This window comes from Natronorubrum halalkaliphilum (genome assembly GCF_009834785.1).
GTDB lineage: Archaea > Halobacteriota > Halobacteria > Halobacteriales > Natrialbaceae > Natronorubrum > Natronorubrum halalkaliphilum.
Window position 1 is genome coordinate 12,484 of sequence record NZ_WUYX01000015.1, and the last position, 18,264, is coordinate 30,747.

15 protein-coding genes and 1 pseudogene are annotated in these 18,264 nt (G+C 63.5%); 6 read left to right on the forward strand and 10 right to left on the reverse strand.

Annotated features, from left to right (window positions below; all coding sequences use genetic code 11):
• Nucleotides 1–61: 61 nt before the first annotated feature.
• The gene (locus GS429_RS03390; RefSeq protein WP_160062724.1) at nt 62–586 is read right to left on the reverse strand and encodes a YciE/YciF ferroxidase family protein; all 525 of its coding nucleotides are present in this window, start codon (nt 584–586) and stop codon (nt 62–64) included.
• Nucleotides 587–734: 148 nt separating this feature from the next.
• Between GS429_RS03390 and GS429_RS03395 the strand changes: the two genes are divergently transcribed.
• From GS429_RS03395 to GS429_RS03405, 3 genes are all read left to right on the forward strand, one after another.
• On the forward strand, nt 735–965 hold the full coding sequence (locus GS429_RS03395; RefSeq protein ID WP_160062726.1) for a DUF7344 domain-containing protein: 231 nt from the start codon (nt 735–737) through the stop codon (nt 963–965).
• A gap of 257 nt (nt 966–1,222) precedes the next feature.
• Nucleotides 1,223–2,302, forward strand: coding sequence for a pyruvate dehydrogenase (acetyl-transferring) E1 component subunit alpha (gene pdhA, locus GS429_RS03400; RefSeq protein ID WP_160062728.1), 1,080 nt, complete (start codon nt 1,223–1,225; stop codon nt 2,300–2,302).
• Nucleotides 2,299–3,267, forward strand: coding sequence for an alpha-ketoacid dehydrogenase subunit beta (locus GS429_RS03405; protein ID WP_160062730.1), 969 nt, complete (start codon nt 2,299–2,301; stop codon nt 3,265–3,267). The genes pdhA and GS429_RS03405 overlap by 4 nt, the downstream gene beginning before the upstream one ends.
• 88 nt (nt 3,268–3,355) lie before the next feature.
• Here GS429_RS03405 and GS429_RS03410 read toward each other — a convergent pair.
• A pseudogene (locus GS429_RS03410) lies at nt 3,356–3,792 on the reverse strand (DUF2267 domain-containing protein).
• Between the two features lie 94 nt (nt 3,793–3,886).
• Complete coding sequence (locus tag GS429_RS03415) at nt 3,887–4,639, reverse strand: hypothetical protein (protein ID WP_160062732.1); 753 nt, start codon at nt 4,637–4,639, stop codon at nt 3,887–3,889.
• 403 nt (nt 4,640–5,042) lie between these two features.
• Between GS429_RS03415 and GS429_RS03420 the strand changes: the two genes are divergently transcribed.
• Nucleotides 5,043–5,399 carry a DUF7344 domain-containing protein gene (locus GS429_RS03420; protein WP_160062734.1) on the forward strand — a complete coding sequence of 119 codons (357 nt, stop codon included), beginning with the start codon at nt 5,043–5,045 and terminating at the stop codon, nt 5,397–5,399.
• Between the two features lie 117 nt (nt 5,400–5,516).
• Here GS429_RS03420 and dnaJ read toward each other — a convergent pair whose 3' ends face one another.
• From dnaJ to grpE, 3 genes are all read right to left on the reverse strand, one after another.
• Nucleotides 5,517–6,686 carry a molecular chaperone DnaJ gene (gene dnaJ, locus GS429_RS03425; RefSeq protein WP_160062736.1) on the reverse strand — a complete coding sequence of 390 codons (1,170 nt, stop codon included), beginning with the start codon at nt 6,684–6,686 and terminating at the stop codon, nt 5,517–5,519.
• A 187-nt stretch (nt 6,687–6,873) separates the two neighbouring features.
• Nucleotides 6,874–8,802: a molecular chaperone DnaK gene (dnaK, locus tag GS429_RS03430; RefSeq protein WP_160062738.1), complete on the reverse strand. Its 1,929-nt coding sequence runs from the start codon at nt 8,800–8,802 to the stop codon at nt 6,874–6,876.
• 165 nt (nt 8,803–8,967) lie between these two features.
• Nucleotides 8,968–10,158: a nucleotide exchange factor GrpE gene (gene grpE / locus GS429_RS03435; protein ID WP_160062740.1), complete on the reverse strand. Its 1,191-nt coding sequence runs from the start codon at nt 10,156–10,158 to the stop codon at nt 8,968–8,970.
• A 120-nt stretch (nt 10,159–10,278) separates the two neighbouring features.
• On the opposite strand from grpE, the gene GS429_RS03440 reads away from it, so the two are divergent.
• The gene (locus GS429_RS03440) at nt 10,279–11,751 is read left to right on the forward strand and encodes a DEAD/DEAH box helicase family protein (protein WP_328821220.1); all 1,473 of its coding nucleotides are present in this window, start codon (nt 10,279–10,281) and stop codon (nt 11,749–11,751) included.
• 85 nt (nt 11,752–11,836) lie between these two features.
• On the opposite strand, the gene GS429_RS03445 is transcribed toward GS429_RS03440, so the two are convergent.
• Nucleotides 11,837–12,205 (reverse strand): sensory rhodopsin transducer, encoded by a 369-nt coding sequence (locus tag GS429_RS03445; RefSeq protein WP_160062744.1) that lies wholly within the window; start codon nt 12,203–12,205, stop codon nt 11,837–11,839.
• Between the two features lie 193 nt (nt 12,206–12,398).
• Entirely contained in the window at nt 12,399–13,358 is a 960-nt protein-coding gene (locus GS429_RS03450; RefSeq protein ID WP_160062746.1) for a TIGR03885 family FMN-dependent LLM class oxidoreductase, read from the reverse strand.
• Between the two features lie 363 nt (nt 13,359–13,721).
• On the opposite strand from GS429_RS03450, the gene GS429_RS03455 reads away from it, so the two are divergent.
• A complete protein-coding gene (locus tag GS429_RS03455) occupies nt 13,722–14,648 on the forward strand; it encodes a manganese-dependent inorganic pyrophosphatase (protein WP_160062748.1) in 927 nt (308 codons plus the stop codon).
• A 75-nt stretch (nt 14,649–14,723) separates the two neighbouring features.
• On the opposite strand, the gene GS429_RS03460 is transcribed toward GS429_RS03455, so the two are convergent.
• Nucleotides 14,724–16,379 carry a cation:proton antiporter domain-containing protein gene (locus GS429_RS03460; protein WP_160062750.1) on the reverse strand — a complete coding sequence of 552 codons (1,656 nt, stop codon included), beginning with the start codon at nt 16,377–16,379 and terminating at the stop codon, nt 14,724–14,726.
• Nucleotides 16,372–18,132, reverse strand: a complete 1,761-nt coding sequence (locus GS429_RS03465) for a cation:proton antiporter (protein WP_160062752.1) — start codon at nt 18,130–18,132, stop codon at nt 16,372–16,374. Before GS429_RS03465 ends, GS429_RS03460 begins: the two co-directional genes overlap by 8 nt.
• Nucleotides 18,133–18,264 lie beyond the last annotated feature (132 nt).

Genomic DNA, 18,264 nt, shown 5'->3' on the forward strand with positions numbered 1-18,264 from the left:
CAACTCCACCGTTTGGTTGAACAGTGGAACCCTCGAGCACGGGCGTGCTGGCCCGCTCGAGTTACGACGGCGTGAGCCGATCCCACAGCGACTTCATATCGGCGGCTGTCTCCATCGCCGAAAGCTCGCGGTAGGCCGACTGTTCCTCTTCGTAGTTCGACTCGAGGGGTTTCCGAATCTCGTCCGTGTACTCGAGGTGGTTCGCCATCGTCGTCAGCCCCTCGTAGGCCGTCATCTCGATGCGTTCGGTCATCATCCCCGCGTTCAGGTAGGCCATGTCCAGAACGTCGTCGTCCTCGATAGCGTCCTCGAGCGTGGCCCGTTCCGCCTCGAGCGCGTCGAGGACGGGATCCTCGCGGCGCTCGGCGGGCCGGTCGAGGGCCGCGAAGACGTCCTCGAGTCGCTGGACCTGCGTCCGCGTCTCGTCGCGGTGGTCGGCGAAGCCCTCGGCCATCCGGTCGTTGGTCGTGTTGATCGCCATCTCGTCTAAGGCCTCGACGAGTTCGTGCTCCGTGTAGTACAACTGAGCGAGCTTGTGGTGGAACAGCTCCTCGAGTCCGTCGATTCGGTCGACGCTGGTTTCCATACATCTTCCGGCATCGGACAGTTGCATAGTCGCAAGCCCCGAACACGCAGGCTCCGGGAACAGCGGGTCGAGGCCCTCGGGAGTTGTCTCGACGCCGATCACGCCGACTCGAGCCAGACTGTCGGGGGCGCGGATGTACGGGGAATCGATGACGCTCGCCGACCTGGCTGACGAAGTCGCGATTCGCGAACACAAGTCTCCAATTACCGAAATTTCGGCCAAAACGGTACAGCGCGTCTATCTGTCTCTCTACCATACGCACGTTCCGATGTTGGAGGAGGCGGATTTCGTTCGGTACGATCAAGAAGCGGATATCGTCACGCTTTCGGAACGCGTAGACGAGATGGAACGACACCAGGAGCTACTGATCGCCGAGTGAACCGCCTCGGGTTGCTCCGCCGGTCGAAATTCGAAACGCCGCACTCCCGTCTGCAGGACCTCTCCGTCGATATCACATCGAGAAGGCCGCTCGGATCGTCTGGAACCGGTCGCGAACGGTCGGCGAGCGGAACGACGCCGAATACCGATGTCGGGACGAGCGCGCCGTACAACCGATCCGAACTATCGCCCGCGTCTGGCGTCCATGCCGTCGTACACGGGGCCGCGCATTAACACCCTGGAGTCCGTCGTAGTACTATGCCCGACGAGAATGTCGCCCAGTTTACGATCCGATCCGTACAGGTGCTCGCCGAGGACGAAACGGTCGACGAGGAACTGGTTCCCGACCTCGACGACGACGAGTTACTCGAGTTGTACGAACAGATGAAACGCTCGCGCAGGCTCGACGAACGCGCCATTGCGCTCCAGCGCCGCGGCGAACTCGGGACGTACGCGCCCGCGATCGGCCAGGAGGCTGCACAGGTCGGCAGCGCGTTTGCGATGGCCGAGGACGACTGGCTCGTCCCCTCGTTCCGCGAACAGCCCGCCCTTTTGACACGCGGAACCGAGCTCCACAGCATCCTCGAGTACGCGCTGGGGATGGAGGAAGGGGCCGAAATCCCGGACGGAGAGGGCGGATTGCCACCGGCGATCCCCGTAGGCAGCCAGCCGCTACACGCCACCGGCGTGGGCTGGGGGGAGGCGCTGCAGGATCGTCCGAACGTCGCGGTCACCTACTTCGGCGACGGGGCGACCAGCCAGGGAGACGTCTACGAGGCGATGAACTTCGCGGGCGTCTACGACGCCCAGACGGTCTTCGTCTGTCAGAATAACCGGTATGCCATCTCGACGGGAATCGAGAACCAGACCGAAGCGGAGACGCTCGCCCAGAAAGCCATCGCCGCGGGGATCGACGGAATTCAGGTCGACGGCAACGACGTTCTTGGCGTCTACCGCGTCGCGAGGGAAGCCATGGAAAAGGCCCGGAACGGCGAGCCGGTCCTGATCGAGGCGCTTACCTACCGGCGCTCGATGCACACGACCTCCGACGACCCCTCCGCCTATCGCGAGGGTGACGAAGAAGCCGAGTGGGAGGCCCGCGATCCGATCCTCCGGTTTCAGGTCTACCTCGAGGACCGCGGAATCCTCGACGACGAGACCGAAGACGCGATCGACGACCGGATCGAGTCCGAACTCGCCGAGGCGATCGAGCGGGCGAGAGCGGACCGCGAGGCGCTCGACCCGGCGGACATGTTCAGGCACGTCTACGCCGAGATGCCGTCCGAACTCGAGCGCCAGTACGAGGCCTTCGAGGGCGACGGAGGTGGTGGGAAATGAGTGAGCGCCTCCGGATGGTCGGGGCCGTTCGCGAGACGCTACGCGACGAACTCGAGCGCGACGACAGCGTCGTCGTCTACGGCGAAGACGTCGGCGAGGCCGGCGGCGTGTTCCGGGCGACCCAGGGTCTTGTCGACGACCATCCCGACAGGGTGTTCAACACGCCGGTCGCGGAAGCCGGGATCGTGGGAACGGGCGTCGGACTCGCGGCAACCGGCATGCGCCCCGTCGCCGAGATCCAGTTTCAGAGCTTCCTCTACCAGGGGTTTCACCAGCTCGCCCAGCACGTCGCACGGATGCGAAGCCGGACTCGAGGGACGGTCACCTGCCCCATGACGATTCGGATGCCCTACGGCGGCGGCATCCACGCGCTGGAACTCCACTCCGAGAGCTTCGAAGCTGGATTCTCACACATTCCCGGGCTACAGGTCGTCTTCCCCGCCTCACCCGCCGAGACAAAGGGTCTGCTCACGTCGGCCATCCGCGATCCGGACCCGGTCGTCTTCATGGAACCGACGCGGCTGTACCGTTCGTTCCGCGAGGAGGTGCCCGACGACCACGAGATTCCCCTCGGCGAGGCTCGCGTGGCCGAATCCGGTGACGATGTCACGGTCGTCGCGTGGGGATCGATGCTGCGCGAGACGCTCGACGCGATCGAGGACGTCGACGCGAACGTCGAGGTGATCGACCCCCGCACGCTCTACCCGCTGGACACCGAGACCATCGTCGACTCCGTGAAGAAGACCGGCCGCTGCGTCGTCGTCCACGAGGCACCAAAGACGGCCGGAATGGCCGGCGAGATCACTTCCCGAATCAACGAAGAGGCGTTCCTCTACCTCGAGGCACCCGTCGAACGGGTGACCGGCTACGACGTTCCCGTGCCGATGTTCGCCCGCGAGGACGACTATGTGCCCGACGCTGATCGTATCGAGTCGGGTATTCGTCGGGCGCTCGAGTTCGGGTGAGAGCGTGAACGAGGGTGGGGCACACGCCGCTCACGCGATGTCTCCAAAACCCACGACGACGGTTCAGAGCCTCTCCCGATCGCTGTCGTTAGGTCCCTCGATTCGCTCCCTTTTCGAACGCTGCTTCGACTCCGACGAGTTCGAAGAACTGGTCGAAGTCATCGTCTTCCGGGAAGTGTTCTCGCATCTCGTCGAACTCGCTCCCGGGCACGACCTCCGCGAGGAGCGCGAAGACGGCCTGGACGTAGTAAACGGCCTCCGGTCGACCGTCTTCGCCGTCCGAAAGCGCCGCTCGATCGACCACGCGGGAGACGAACTCGTCGAAGCCGAACTGCTGACCCGACTCCGCCTCGAGCAGGAACCGATCGATCTCCATCGGGAGCGGCCTCGCCAGGTTGGAGGCTTCGCCCCCTGAATCCGTTCGTCAAGCGTCAGTAGTACGGCGCGGGTCGCCCGAACCGCTTCACCCATTCCCGAAAGCTCAAGTCGGTGCTGTACTTCGCCGACGAATTCGTGGTATCCCATCGGCTCCGCTCACTCTCCCATCGGCGAAAAAACCGGAGCATGGTAATCATCGCGCCCGGCTCTCCAGCGAGGGGACCGTATAGCGGTCCGGTAGTCAGTTCTCGTCTAGAGAGACGCCGTCGAGATCGATGCGAGTCGGTTCGGGAACGGATTCCCCCGAGACCGCGTACTCGCCACGTTCGGCTGCCGTGCTCTCGTCGTTCCCCGAAAGGACGATCACGCTCTCGGCGAGCAACGGCGCGATGACGCCTGCGACCACGGTCCGAGGGTCCGACAGGGAGTCGCGCACGACGACGCGGTCGCCGGTCTCGAGGCTGAACTCCTCGACGACCGCACGAGCCGCCTCGAGAACGTCCTCGTGGGTGTACGTTTCCGCTCCGTCGGTCAACATCGCGGTGTCCGAGTCGATATCGAGCGGCGGAAAAGCGGGATTCTCGCTCCAGACGCCGGCGTCGAAGTGGTGGATGTCGGGTTCCTCGGGATTCGTTCCGTAGCCGACCCGTTGGGCACCGCGCGGGAGGTCGTAGCTGCCGGACTCGAGATCCCTGACGGGTGCCACGAGCGCACGGAACGCCTCCACCTCCGTGAGGTCCGTCGGCGGGTCGAAGCGCGTGGTACCCTCGAGCAGTGTCGTCCCGAAGAACGCGAGCAAAGCCAGCGGGTTCGACCCGACGATACCGACGGTGACGCCGTTCCGAACGCCGGAGTGTCGGAGGAAGTTACCGGCCTTCCAGGACGTCGTACACAACCAGTGGTGATCGAACTCCCGGCCCGTCGCATCGACGAGTGCCGTGCGATCGTCCCGCAGTTCGCGCGTGAGTAGCTCGTCGACTGTCGCGGCGGTCATACGTCCCACTCGGCGCCCGGCCGAAAAAAGCGCGCCGACTCGAGCCGACGAGATTGGCTTCAGGGGCCGTCATACGACGGCGTTTGAGCTTCCCGAAGGATGGCTCGGCCTCGTACGGTTGCTGTACGTCGTCTCTACAACCCATGCTCGTGGTTTCTTTCGGTACACAGTTACAGCAGACCGTCTCAGAGGAACTGCCCTGTTTATCCCTCGAGGACACCGTCGGACGTCCGGAGATATCCATCACTTCGTAGTCTGCGAGGTAATCGCCGACGAGAAACAAGATCTGACGTGCTGTCAATATTGCTATAGTTTGAGCAATAATCCCCTGGAGAGTGTCATTCTCACCCGTGGTAAAACTCCACAAATCCTTTACTCCCCAGAATAATAGCTCAACTGGAATATGTCAGACGTTAAGTGCAATAGTTCGTCTCAAGAAGAAAAGGAAGGGGCACAGTCGCCGTCCGATCTGGATACGGTCTTCGATATCCTCTCGGATCGGCAGCGAAGGGTGCTGTTACAGCACTTAGAGACGGACGAGCCGACGACTATCGATGAACTCGTCGACGAAATGAGTGCCCATATCGAAGCCGATCCGCCCCAAATCTCCATCGCGCTTCACCAGAAGCACCTCCCCAAGATGGCCGAGACGGAACTCCTCGACTACGACCCCCGTTCGGAAACGGTTCGGTACTACGGCCACCGGTTTCTCGACGAAGTACTGGACTACACGGCGTCGGAGGATCTCTGCGACGAGTGAGATCCGTTTTCGACTCACTCGAGAGACCCCTGGGCTCGAAGTACCGATCAGCACTAATCGCTATCCGCTCGTCACCGGAAACAAAACGGAGCGAGGAACCTCCTGCCTACTGTCCGATTAGAACGCCCGCTTGATCTTCTCGAAGAACCCTTCCTTGACCTCGATTTCGTCGCCGCCGGCCTCCGCGAACGCCTCGAGGGCCTCGCGCTGGTCCTCGTTCAGGTTCTCGGGGGTGACGATCTGGACCTGCACGAAGAGGTCACCCTGGCCGCGGCCCCGAAGTCGTGGCATCCCCTTGCCCTCGAGCCGGAACGTCTCGCCGCTCTGGGTGCTCTTGGGAATCTCGAGTTCGACGCTGCCGTCGAGCGTCGGCACCTCGACGGTGTCGCCGAAGGTGGCCTGCGGGAACGAGATCGGCAGTCGGTACTGCAGATCGTCGCCCTGGCGTTCGAACTCCTCGTGGTCGCGGATCGAGACGTCGATCAGCAGGTCGCCGCGACGCCCGCCTTCGGGACTGGGTGCGCCCTCGCGTTCCATTCGGAGGGTCTGGCCCTCCTGAATCCCCGCGGGCACTTCGACGGTCAGCGTGGCCTCGTTGCGGACGTACCCCTCGCCGCGGCACTCGCCGCAGGTCTCGGAGTACAGCGTCCCGTCGCCCTCACAGCGCGGACAGGACGTCGTCTGCTGGACGCGACCCAGCGGCGTCTGCTGAACCTGGGTGACCTGCCCTCGGCCCTGACACTCCGGGCAGGTCTGGGCGTCCGCATCCGGCGGATGACCTTCGCCCTCGCAGACGTCACACTCCTCGGGACGCTCGACGGTAAACTGCTTCTGTGCGCCGTCGTAGGCCTCCTCGAGATCGATCTCGAGTTCGGTTCGCAGGTCGCGGCCCTTGCGCGGACGGCGTCGGCCGCGGCCGCCGCCACCGCCGCCGAAGACCTGCTCGAAGATGTCGCCGAGTCCGCCGCCACCCATGCCGCCACCGCCGCCCATCCCGCCAAACGGGCCGCCGCCCATCCCGCCGCCAGCGCCGCCTTCGCTGGCGTCGAAGCCGTGCTTTTCGGCCTGCTCGTAGCGGTCGTGGCCCATCCGGTCGTAGGCGCTGCGTTTCTCTTCGTCGGTCAGTACCTGCTTCGCTTTCTGGATCTTTTTGAACTTCTCTTCGGCGTCAGGGTCGTCGCTGACGTCCGGATGATACTCCGTCGCCTTCGTCCGGTAGGCCTGTTTGATCTCCTCGGTTGACGCGTCGGGGCTTACGCCGAGCACGTCGTAGAAGTCCTCGCTCATTCGTTGTCAAACCGATACTCGGTTGAGCCACTTGAAACGAACGTTCCAAGACCGAACTTTTTACGCTTCAGGTTCGCTTCGCTCACCCTCGCGCAAAAACTTCGATGAAAAAGGCCGCTCGCTCCCGTTGGTCGCTCGCGGGTGCAGTGCTTGCGTCAGACTACCGCTGCGGGCTGAGTACGACGACTTACTCGTCGTCCTCGTCCTCGACTTCGTCGGCGATATCCTCGAAGTCCGCGTCGACGTACTCCTCGCCCTCGCCGCCGGCAGCGCCTTCGGGGCCTGGGTTCGGACCGCCGCCCATGCCGCCTGGACCTGCACCTGCAGCACCGCCAGCTGCGCCGCCCGCGGCACCGCCAGCGCCCGCCGCGCCGGCTTCCTGGTAGATCTGCTTGCCGATCTCCTGCAGTTCCTTGCTCAGATCTTCGGTCGCGGCTTCGATGTCCTCGGCGTCGGAATCGCTGTCGTCGATGGTTTCCTCGAGGTCCTCGACGGCCGCTTCGATGTCACCGCGCAGGTCGTCGTCGACCTCCTCGTTTTCCTCGAGCAGCGTTTCGGCGCGCTGGATCGTCGCTTCGGCCGTGTTGCGAGCCTCGATGCGCTCGCGCTTCTGTTTGTCCTCTTCGGCGTGTTTCTCGGCCTCTTCCTGCATCTTCTCGATCTCGGAGTCCGAAAGGCCAGCGCCGCCTTCGATGGTGATCTCCTCGCTGGTGCCGGTACCCTTGTCCTCGGCGCTTACGTTGACGATGCCGTTCTCGTCGATCGAGAACGTGACCTCGATCTGTGGCGTCCCCGCGGGCGCCGGCGGGATGTCGGTCAGGTGGAACTCGCCGAGCATCTCGTTTTTCTCGGCCAGTTCGCGCTCACCCTGGAAAACGCGGACCTGCACGGAGGTCTGGTTGTCAGCTGCCGTGGTGAAGATTTTCGACTCCTCCGTCGGAATCGTCGTGTTCTTCTCGATGAGTCGCTCGAAGAGGCCACCCTTGACCTCGATACCGAGCGAGAGCGGCGTCACGTCGAGCAGGACGATGTCGTCGACCTCGCCGCCGAGAACGCCACCCTGAATCGCCGCGCCGAGCGCGACGGCTTCGTCGGGGTTGACGTTCTTCTGGGGCTCCTTGCCGGTCAGCTCTTCGACTTTCTCCGCGACCTGTGGCATTCGCGTGGAGCCACCGACCAGGAGGACTTCGTCGATATCGTCTTTCTCGTAGCCGGCGTCCTCGAGTGCCTGCTCGGTCGGCTCGACGGTGCGATCGATCAGGTCGCTGGTAAGCGATTCGAACTTGGCACGGGTCAGCGACTCTTCGAGGTGGATCGGACCGTCGTCCGTCGCGGTGATGAAGGGAAGGTTGATCTCGGTCTCCTTTCGGCTCGAGAGTTCGATCTTGGCCTCCTCTGCGGCGTCCTTGAGCCGCTGGAGCGCCTGTCGGTCGTCGCGGAGGTCGATGCCGTGTTCCGCTTCGAACTCCTCGGCGAGCCAGTCGATGATCGCGCCGTCCCAGTCGTCGCCACCGAGGTCGTTGTCACCGTTGGTTGCGACGACTTCGTAGACGCCGCCGCCGAGATCGAGAATAGAAACGTCGAAGGTACCGCCACCGAGGTCGTAGACGAGCACGGTCTGGTCGGAGTCGTCGTCGAGGCCGTAGGCCATCGACGCGGCCGTCGGCTCGTTGATGATGCGCTCGACCTCGAAGCCGGCGATCTCGCCGGCGTCTTTGGTCGCCTGGCGCTGTCGGTCGGAGAAGTACGCGGGGACCGTAATGACGGCCTTCTCGACCTCGTCACCCAGATACTCCTCGGCGTCGTGTTTGATCTTCTGGAGGATCATCGCCGAGATCTGCTCGGGCGTGTACTCCTCGTCTTCGATCTCGACAGTGTAGTCTTCTTCGCCGATGTGGCGCTTGATCGACGCGATCGTCTTTTCGGGGTTCTGGATCGCCTGGTTCTTCGCCGGTTTGCCGACGAGGCGCTCGTCGTCGTCGGTAAACGCGACGACGGAGGGCGTCGTCCGCTCACCTTCGGCGTTAACGATGATCTCCGGATCGCCACCTTCCATCACCGCGAACGCGCTGTTCGTCGTCCCCAGGTCGATTCCAAGAATTTTGTTGCTCGCCATCGTGGAGGCTATTGTGCGCACTTTGTTTTAAAGGTTACTAGGGAGTATCGGGGTCAGAATAAAATATCTCGAGACGGCCATAGACGGTACTCTCACCGTCTGAAACGCTCCAAATAGAATTTCGATCTTCGCCGGAACAGCGCAGTTGGCCGGCAGTATTATCAGTTAGTTATCTGTCTCGTCGGCTGCGTTCACATCTGATTCGTCCGCGGTCGCATCGTCTTCGGACGCATCCTCGTCGGCGTCCGTCTCGTCGCTCGCGATCTCGCCGCCGAGTTCGATCGCGCCCTCGGTATCGTCGTCATCGTCCGCACCGTCCGTAGCGCCGTCGACCGTCGAATCGTCCGCCTCGTCGCTCGTCCCCTCATCTCCACTCTCACTTTCGGAGCCGTCGTCTCCCTCGTCGGCTTCCTCACCCTCGAGTTCGCCGTTCGAGACCGTCACCTGCGCGTTCTGGATGACCTTGTCGCCCATCTCGTAGCCGGGTGTAAAGACGTCGGCGATGGTCCCTTCGGGCTGGGCGCTGTCGACCTGCATCATGACCTCGTGCCGTTGCGGGTCGGTCTCGGTTCCGGGCTCGGGATCGATCTCCGAGACGTTCTCGTCCTCGAGGATGCGGTCGAACTCCCGCAGCGTCATCTCGACGCCGTCGCGCAGGCTCTCGGCGTCGCCGCTATCTTCCTCGAGTGCGCGTTTCAGGTTGTCGCGGACGCCGAGCAGTCGTTCGACGAGGTCCTCGGTCGCGCGGTCTTTGATCTGGTCCTGGCGCTTTTTCGCCCGCTTCTTGTAGTTCTGGAAGTCGGCCTGCTTGCGCTTGAGTCGACTCTTCAGGTCGTCGATCTCCGCCTCGGACTCCTCGAGTTGCGCGTCGCGCGCGTCGAGTTCGTCCTGTAGGTCGCCGATGGTCTCGGCCTGTTCCTCGACGCGTTCGCTGAGATCCTCGAGTTCCTGGCGCTGGTGTTTGACGGTGCCGTTTAGCTCGCGAGCCTCCTCGACGATGGCGTTGACCTTGTGGGCGAGTTCGTCGTCGAACTCGGTGACGCGGTCGAGGAGTTGCTGGATGTCCTCGCTCGTCTGGGGCGCGTTCGTTGCCTCGGTGGTAATCTTCGATTCCGACTCGGTCCCCGAGTCCGAACCCGCTCCGGATCCCGTTCCCGACCCCTGCTGGGAGGTCGCAGTCGCGTCCTCGGTCGAGTCGTCTGCGTTCGTCGAATCCGCATTGGTGGCGTCGGATTCGCCGTTCGATTCCTCCGTTTCCGTCGCCGCAGATTCGACGTCGGCCGTATCGCCGTCGTCGGATTGCTCCTCGGACGGGACACCCTGGGCGGAAGCGTCCGTGCCCTCGTCTTCGTTCATATGCCAGTCAACGAACAGCGGTAATAAAAGGGTTGAGGTACGGTGGTCTCAGCTCCGCCGACCTCGAGTCGATCGCCGCGAGTCCGACAATATTTGTTCGTGCCGTCCCGAAAACGGACCGTGACGCGGCCCCAGGACGAACGCGCGGCGTCGGCGTCGACACCGATCACGCTCCGGTACGAGGACGGCACCGTCCGGATCGACGGCCTCGAAGGAGCGACGCTGACCGCCGTCCGCGAGTCGGTTCCCGCTCTCGAGGCCGACCGCCGAACCGACGGCTGGCGGAGCCCCGCGTTTCGCTACGCCGACGTCCGTGCCGCGCTGTGGGACGCCGATATCGACGCCGACCGAATCGACGACCGCGTGCTCAGCCTCGAGTCGCTGCCGACGCTCCGCTCCGCGTACGAACTCCGCGAGTACCAGCGGACGGCCCTGGAGGCGTGGCTCGAGACCGATCGCTGGCGCGACGGCAACCCGTCCCACGCCCTCGAGTCGCTCGCGCGAGCGCCCGCTGGCGTGCTCGAACTCCCAACCGGCAGCGGGAAGACGGTCATCGCCCTGAAAGCCATCGAACGGCTCGGGGTGCCGACGCTCGTCGTCGTGCCGACGATCGACCTCCTCGAGCAGTGGCAACGTGAACTCGAGGACGAGTTCGATTGCGAGATCGGACGCTTCGGCGGCGGCGAACAGCGCTTCGGCCCGATCACCGTCTCGACCTACGATTCGGCCTACCTGAAAGCCGATTCGGTTGGCGACCGCTTCGGGTTCGTCGTCTTCGACGAGGTCCACCACCTCGGCGGCGAGGGATACCGAGAGATCGCCCGCCTGCTCGCCGCTCCGGCCCGACTCGGACTCACCGCAACGTTCGAGCGTCCGGACGACGCTCACGAGATCATCGAGGAAATCGCCGGCCCGCTGGTCTACCGGGTCGCCGTCGACGAGTTAGCGGGCGATCACCTCGCGACGTACGATCTAAAGCGACTCGAGGTGGCGCTTACGCCCGCCGAGCGCGAGGCCTACGAGCGCAATCAGGAGACGTTCACGGACTACCTCGCGCGATCGAACATCCGGATGCAAAGCGGATCGGACTACCAGGAACTCGTCAAACGCTCCGGCAACGACCCCGAGGCCCGCAAGGCGCTGCTCGCCCGCCAGCGCGCCCGCGAGATCATGCTCGGCAGCGACGCCAAACTCGAGGCCCTCGAGGAGATTCTCGACGACCATCGCGGCGAGCGGACGATCGTCTTCACGGCCCACAACGACCTCGCGTACGACGTCAGCGAGCGGTTCCTGATTCCGACGATCACCCACCAGACGGGAGCCGCGGAGCGTCGGGAGATCCTCGAGCGGTTCCGCGAGGGGACCTACACCCGGATCGCGACGTCGAACGTCTTAGACGAGGGCGTCGACGTCCCCGACGCATCCGTCGCGGTCGTCCTCTCGGGCAGCGGCAGCGAACGCGAGTTTACCCAGCGACTCGGACGGATCCTTCGCCCGAAGACAGACCGGAGCCGAGCCGTCCTCTACGAAGTGCTCTCGAAGGATACCGGCGAAGAACGCGTCTCGAGCCGTCGGCGGGACGATTCGCGATAGACTCGCGTCGAGAGAGTTGCGAACGGAGCGCTCACGGTGGCAGTTCGCCCATTCCTTTCCCGACGCCTCGTCTATCAGACCACGATCACTCACCCGGATGCGCGATGGTGGTGAGCAGCGCGTTCTCGGCCTGCCGGGAATCCAGACGGGTGCGCTGGCAGACGACCGGCAGGTCGGACTCGATCACGCTCGCGAAGTCCTCACCCTTCGGGATCTTTTCGGGGTCTTCGAACTCGTTGAATCGGAAGTGTCTGGTTCGCTCCGCGGGAACCGTCTTCTCGAAGGGGCCGATCGGCCCGCGATCGGCGAAATAAACCGTAATTTCGACGGTAGCCTCCTCGTCATTCGTATTCAGAATACAGACGGTCTCGTGGCTCTCCATCTCGGGTTCGGGGCCGGTACTCTCCGCGGGAATGTAGCCCTCCGGAATCGCCCAGGTGTGTTTTCCGGTCATCGCTTCTCAACGAAGAGACGACGGAAACGCGGATAACACACGGGCTTGTACCCTCAGGCGAGTATCGGGACGAGAGTCCGCCGTTAGCCCTGACTCTCGAGACCGGTCGTCTGTCAGGGCTGATGTCGCTGTCAGTGTCGATGTCGGTGTCCGTGTCCGTTCCGTGCCGGTACCGAAACGAGTGCATCCCTCCTCACTCGAGTTCCGGCCGCACGTGCTCCCCGAAGGTCTCGATGAACTCCTCCTGATTCGTGTTGACGTTGTGGAGGAACACCCGATCGACGTCGAGTTGGAGATCCGCCTCGAGCCACTCGATATGCTCCTCGAGATCCGCGGAGACGCGGACGTTCTCCGCGACCTGTTCCTCGTCGACCGTCGCTTTCAGCTCGTCGTACTGTTCGGGCGTCCGAAGTTCCTGGGTCACCGTCCCCGGGACGCAGTTGGTGGCCCACTGCTCGTAGGCGCCCTCGAGGGCGGCCTCGTCGCTTTCGTCGTAGGAGTGCTGGGCCTTCAGATAGACCGGCTTGTCCGGTGCCTGCTCTTTGAACGCCTCGACGCGGCTGGCGTCGTCCTCGTGGTCCGGCGTCGCGATCGTGATCATGCCGTCGGCCCACTCGGCGAGCCACTCGGCGGTCGCTTCCGAGAGCGCAGCGCCGATCAGCGGTGGCGCCGTTTCCGGCCGTGAGTACAGTTGCGCCTTCTCGACGTCGACGCGTCCGTGGTGGGTCACCTGTTCGCCCTCCCACAGCCGTCGCATGATGTCGGCACACTCCTCGAGGCGGGCGTTTCGTTCGCGTTTGACCGGCCAGTCGGTCCCCGTGATCCCCTCGTTGAGGATCTGACCGCTGCCGACGGCGAGCCAGAACCGGTCAGGATACATCTCCCGCAACGTCGCGGCTCCCTGTGCGATGATGGCGGGATGATAGCGATAGCCCGGGGCGTTGACCGTCCCGAACGTCATCTCGGTCGCTTCCAGGGCCGAGCCGAGCCAGGACCAGACGAGACCCGATTCGCCCTGTTGCTCGCTCCAGGGATGGAAGTGATCCGAGGCGAGCGCGTAGTCGAACCCACGGTCGTCCGCGAGTTGGATCCACTCGAGGAGGTCGCTCGGCGCGAACTGCTCGTGTGAGGCGTGATAGCCGATGGCAGTCATGAGTAGCTCAGCTCCGGTGGCGTTGTGGTCGTGATCGTACCCGTCTCCGTACTCGTGGCCGATCGCGCATCGACTTGACTCTCGGTGAGCGGAGTCGTTACTCGAGAATACGACGGTAACACGGCCTCATACACTACAAAACATCACTTAGTTCTACAGTATGCGTATGCATGATTCGGGGGTCCCCGAGCCAGTTCGGGACATCCTCGTTCCAGTGGTCCGTACGAGTCGATCGACGACTGCGTATTGCCGTCGAACGGGTAACGGTACGTATCGAGACCGACTGCCGAGAACGTACCGCAACACTGCCACCCCAGCGGCGGATAGTCAATCTACTTACCGTGGGAGAGAGGATGTTCGACCATGTCGAACGCCATTCACGTCATCGGTCACCAGCAACCGGACACGGACACCGTCTGTTCTGCAATCGCGTACGCGCGGCTGAAGCAAGCCCAGGAAACGGATGCCGTCCCGGCTCGAGCCGGTGCCCTCAACCCGGAGACGAAGTTCGTACTGGACCGCTGGGACGTCGAAGCGCCGGCGCTTCTCGAGGATGCGACGGATGACCGACTGATTCTCGTGGATCACAACGAGTACAGTCAGACCGTTCCCGGCGCACGGGAGGCGGAGATCATCGAGGTCGTCGATCACCACCGGATCGGCGACGTGGAGACCAGCGCGCCCATCTTCTTCCGGAACGAACCGGTCGGCTCCACCGCGACCATCCTCACGGGGCTGTACGACGATGCCGACGTCGAAATCGACTCGCAGACTGCGGGGCTGTTATTGAGCGGACTCCTGAGCGACACCGTCGTGCTCCGGTCGCCGACGACCACCGAGGCGGACCGGACCGCGGCCGAGCGGCTGGCGGACAGCGCCGGCGTCGAGTACGAAGCCTACGGCAAGGAACTGCTCCAACAGAAGAGCAAACTCGGGGAGAAAGCGCCTCGAGAGATGGTTCTCGGTGATTTCAAAGAGTTCGAGTTCGGGCCACACCACGTCGGTATCGGTCAGATCGAAACGGTCGAGCCGGACGCCGTGTTGACCCAGCGAGAGGCCGTGCTCGACGCGATGGACGCCATCGTCGACGAACGGGAGTACGCTGTGCTCCTGTTGCTCGTCACGGACCTCCTCGAGGAGGAGTCCACCGCCCTGGTCGCCGGTGATCGGACGGAGACCGTCGAAGCGGGGCTCGACGTCACGTTCGACGGTCAGGAAGCGTTCCTGCCCGGCGTCATGTCTCGGAAAAAGCAGGTCGTGCCGCCGCTCGAGGGCGCGTTCGAGGAGTAGCGTTGCGGAGCAGCCGGTACCGTCGCTCACTGAGGAAGATCCTAATCGAAGCGGTATACCCACGGAAACCGGCCGTCACGGAATCTCGTAGTGTTCGCGTCCCCGTTCAGCGAACGCTTCGCGTGAAATCTCCTCGGCGAGCAGCGCCTCGAGGTCGTCACCGACGCGTTCGGCGGCGATCGTATCTGGATAGATGACGCCCGTCGCACCGCGCTCGAGGAACTCGTCCGCCGTCTCGGTCTCGGTGACGCGGACGACCCGCGGAACGTCCGCCTCGAGGTCGACGACCGTTTCGGCGCGGTCGTGTTCCGGCGTCAACGAGATGACGGCCGCGGCGTCCTCGAGTTGGGCCAGTTCCCATACCGTCTCGTTCAGTACGTCGCCGTAGACGTAGTTCTCACACTCTTCGCGGACTTCCTCGAAGAGAACGGGGTTGTCTTCGATGACCACCGTCGGTCGATCGAGGGACGAACAGGCCTCGAGAACCTGCCTGCCGCCGTGCTCGAAGTCGACGATGATGACGTGATCCTCGAGGTCATCGGCGACGATCGTTCGATCGCCAACCGGTTCTCCGAGGAAACGAACGACGCCGCGATCGCGCAGCCAGCGGTTGATCGTGCCGGCGTGACGACCCGTGTACGTCGCGACGATCATCGTGATGGCCGTGGCGAGGACGATCGCGTCGAACACGGGACGGGCGATCTGGCCGGCGGCGAGCGCCTCGAGCGCGATAAAGAGGCTAAAGACGCTCACCTGATCGAGGGTGAGGCCGGTCAGGATCGCCGTCCGACCGTCGAACCCGGTCCGGAGCAGGATGAACGCGACGAGCAGCGGGTTCAGGATCAGGACAGCTACGACCAGCGCAAGCGTGTATCCGAGTGTCTCGAGACCCGGTATCGTGAGCAACGCGCCGACGGTGACGAAGAAAATCGGCGTGAAGAAGTCCTCTAAATCGTCGACCGTGTCGACCAACTCGAGCGAGTGGGGGTAATCGTCGGCGATGGCGATCCCGGCGGCGAATGCGCCGACGACGATCGAGAGGTTCGCGGCCTCGGCGAGGGCGATAAAGCCGACCACGAACGAAACGCCGAGCAGCATCATGACTTCCGAGTCGCCGCGGAGCCGAGCGGTCAGCCGGTGGAAAGCGACGTACCGAATGCCGAGTGCGAGCGCGAAGATACCGCCGGCGACTGCGAGCTGTTCCCAGGCGGGCGTCGCCGCGTAGACGAACGCGCTCAGCCCGAGGACGATGAGTACGCCGAAGAGATCCTCAGTAAAGTGAATCGATTCTGCGAGTCGTTCGTACGTCGGCCGGGCCCCGTTCTCGTCGCCGAGGTAGCTGGTCGCGACGAGCGAGGAACTCAGTGCGGCGGCGATGGCCAGATAGGCGGCGTTCAGCGGCTCGAGACCGAACAGGAGGCCGACGCCGACGGTCAGCGTACCGATGAGTGCGGCCTGTACGAAACCGACTGTAACGCTGATCCGTCCGGTCGACCGGAACGCCTCGACATCGACGTGGATCCCGAAGAGGAATACGAGGAAGGCGACACCCCACTGCGCCAGGTCGAGCAGTTGCGTCTCGTCGAATCCGATCCCCTCGAACACCACCCCGGCGAGAACGCCGGCGAGCAGGTAAAACGGGATCACCGACAGCCCCTTCTGGGCGGCGACGAGCAACAGTGCGGCTGCGAGGCCGAAGATGAGCGTCAGTGCGAAGAGGATTTCATACATCGGTATCACCGCCAGTCGTGCTGGCGTCTCCGCCGGTATCGCTCGCGGGATGCGAGCGATTCGATTCCGTCGTTTCGTCTGTTCGCGGACTCCTGGCGCGTTCGTTCAGTTGCGCGAGCCGTCGCTCGAACGCCTCGCGGTCGTCGAGTAGTTCGAGCAGATTGCCGAGTTCGTCGCCAACGATACCGCGCTCCAGAACGACGTAGTCGGCACCGCTCTCGAGGAGAACCGTGGCCTCGTCCTCGGTCGTCGCCGTCACGATCGAAAGCGTGTCCGGAGCATCCTCGACCAGTCGGAGGTTGACGTCGGCCCGCTGGGCGACGCTGACGATGATCTCGGCGCCGGAGAGGTTCGCCTCCTGGCGGATGTCGCCGTGTCTGGCGTTCCCGAAAATAAAGCCGTGCTCGACGTCCTGAAGCTCCGTGACGTACTCGGCTCGATCCTCGACGAAGACGACCTCGTCGACGTCGTCCTCGACGATTTCGGCCAGTTCGCCCGAGAGTCGACTGTAGCCGACGATCACGGCGTGGTCGTCGTACTCGACCGGCTGGGCCTCGACGGTGTCCTCGCGTTCGAGTCGCTCGAGGATGGGTTTCACGTACGCGTAGATCTGACGGTTGTAGATGACGTAGTACGTCGAAATCGGCATCGTAATCAGCGCCATCAGACTGAGGAAGCCGAGGATGCCTTCCTCGATGAATCCCTGATCGACCGCGAGCGCGCCCAGAACCAGGGAGAACTCGCTGACCTGTAGCATCGAGATCGTCCCGAGGAACGACGTTTCGACGTCGAAGTTCTGGCTGTAAAAGAGCCCGAAGACGATGAAGAAGTTGATGACGATCAACAGGGTGGCCGCGATGAGCGCCTCCTGCCAGTAGGCCAGTAGCTGGTCCATCTCCATCTGGAGCGCGATGCTCGCGAAGAAGATGGCGATGAAGAAGTTCGTCGCGGGGCGCATCCGTTCTTTGAGCTCCGTACTGTAGGGCAGTTGTGCGAGCGCGAGCCCCGCGAGAAACGCCCCGATCTCGATGGAGAGATCGAGGGCTTCGGCCGCGAAGATGAACAGAAACGCCCAGGCGATGCCGACGGTAAAGAGCGTGCTCTTGTTGGCGGCGCTGGCCCGCAACAGCGCCGGGAGGAAGTATTTGCTCGCGAGATAGGCGACGACGCCGATCGCGCCCATCAGAAGGAACACGCGACCGATGCTGAACGCGATTTCGCCGACGTTGTCGACAGTACCGACCGCCAGAATCGCGAGCGCCATCACGAGGTAGATGTCCTGAAATATCAGGATGCCGACGTCGACCTTGCCGTACAACGACTTCAGATCGTCCTTGTCCCCGAGGACCTTGACGATGATCGGCGTCGCGCCGAACGTCGTCGCCAGTGCGATCATCAGCGACTGAAAGACCGTGAACCCGAGCAACAGGGCGACGGCCGTCGAGGCGACTGCCTGCAGGATCGCCTGTCCGACGGCGATCGCGCCGACGGGACGCATGATCTCCTTGATATCGTCGAATCGCATCTCGATGCCGAGCAGGAACAGCAAAAACCCAAGCCCGAGTTCGGCGACGATCTCGATGAGCTGGTCTTCGGCGACGATGCCGAGTCCGATCGGGCCGACGACGACACCCGTCAGAACGTACGCGACGATCGTCGGCTGTTTCGTCAGTCTGGCCGCGTAGCTCAGCACGGCTGCGGCGACGATTAGCAACGCGAAGTCCGTCGCGAGAGCGATCCCACCTAGGGACATTCTCGTACGCTCATGAATCTCGTAGAATCCTCCGAATGGCCGGTTCTGAAAGCGAACCTATCCAAGAACACGAGAGAGAGACTTAATTGCGTTCGGCTGGCAAATGTGGATGGAACAGGGCCACAGGACCGT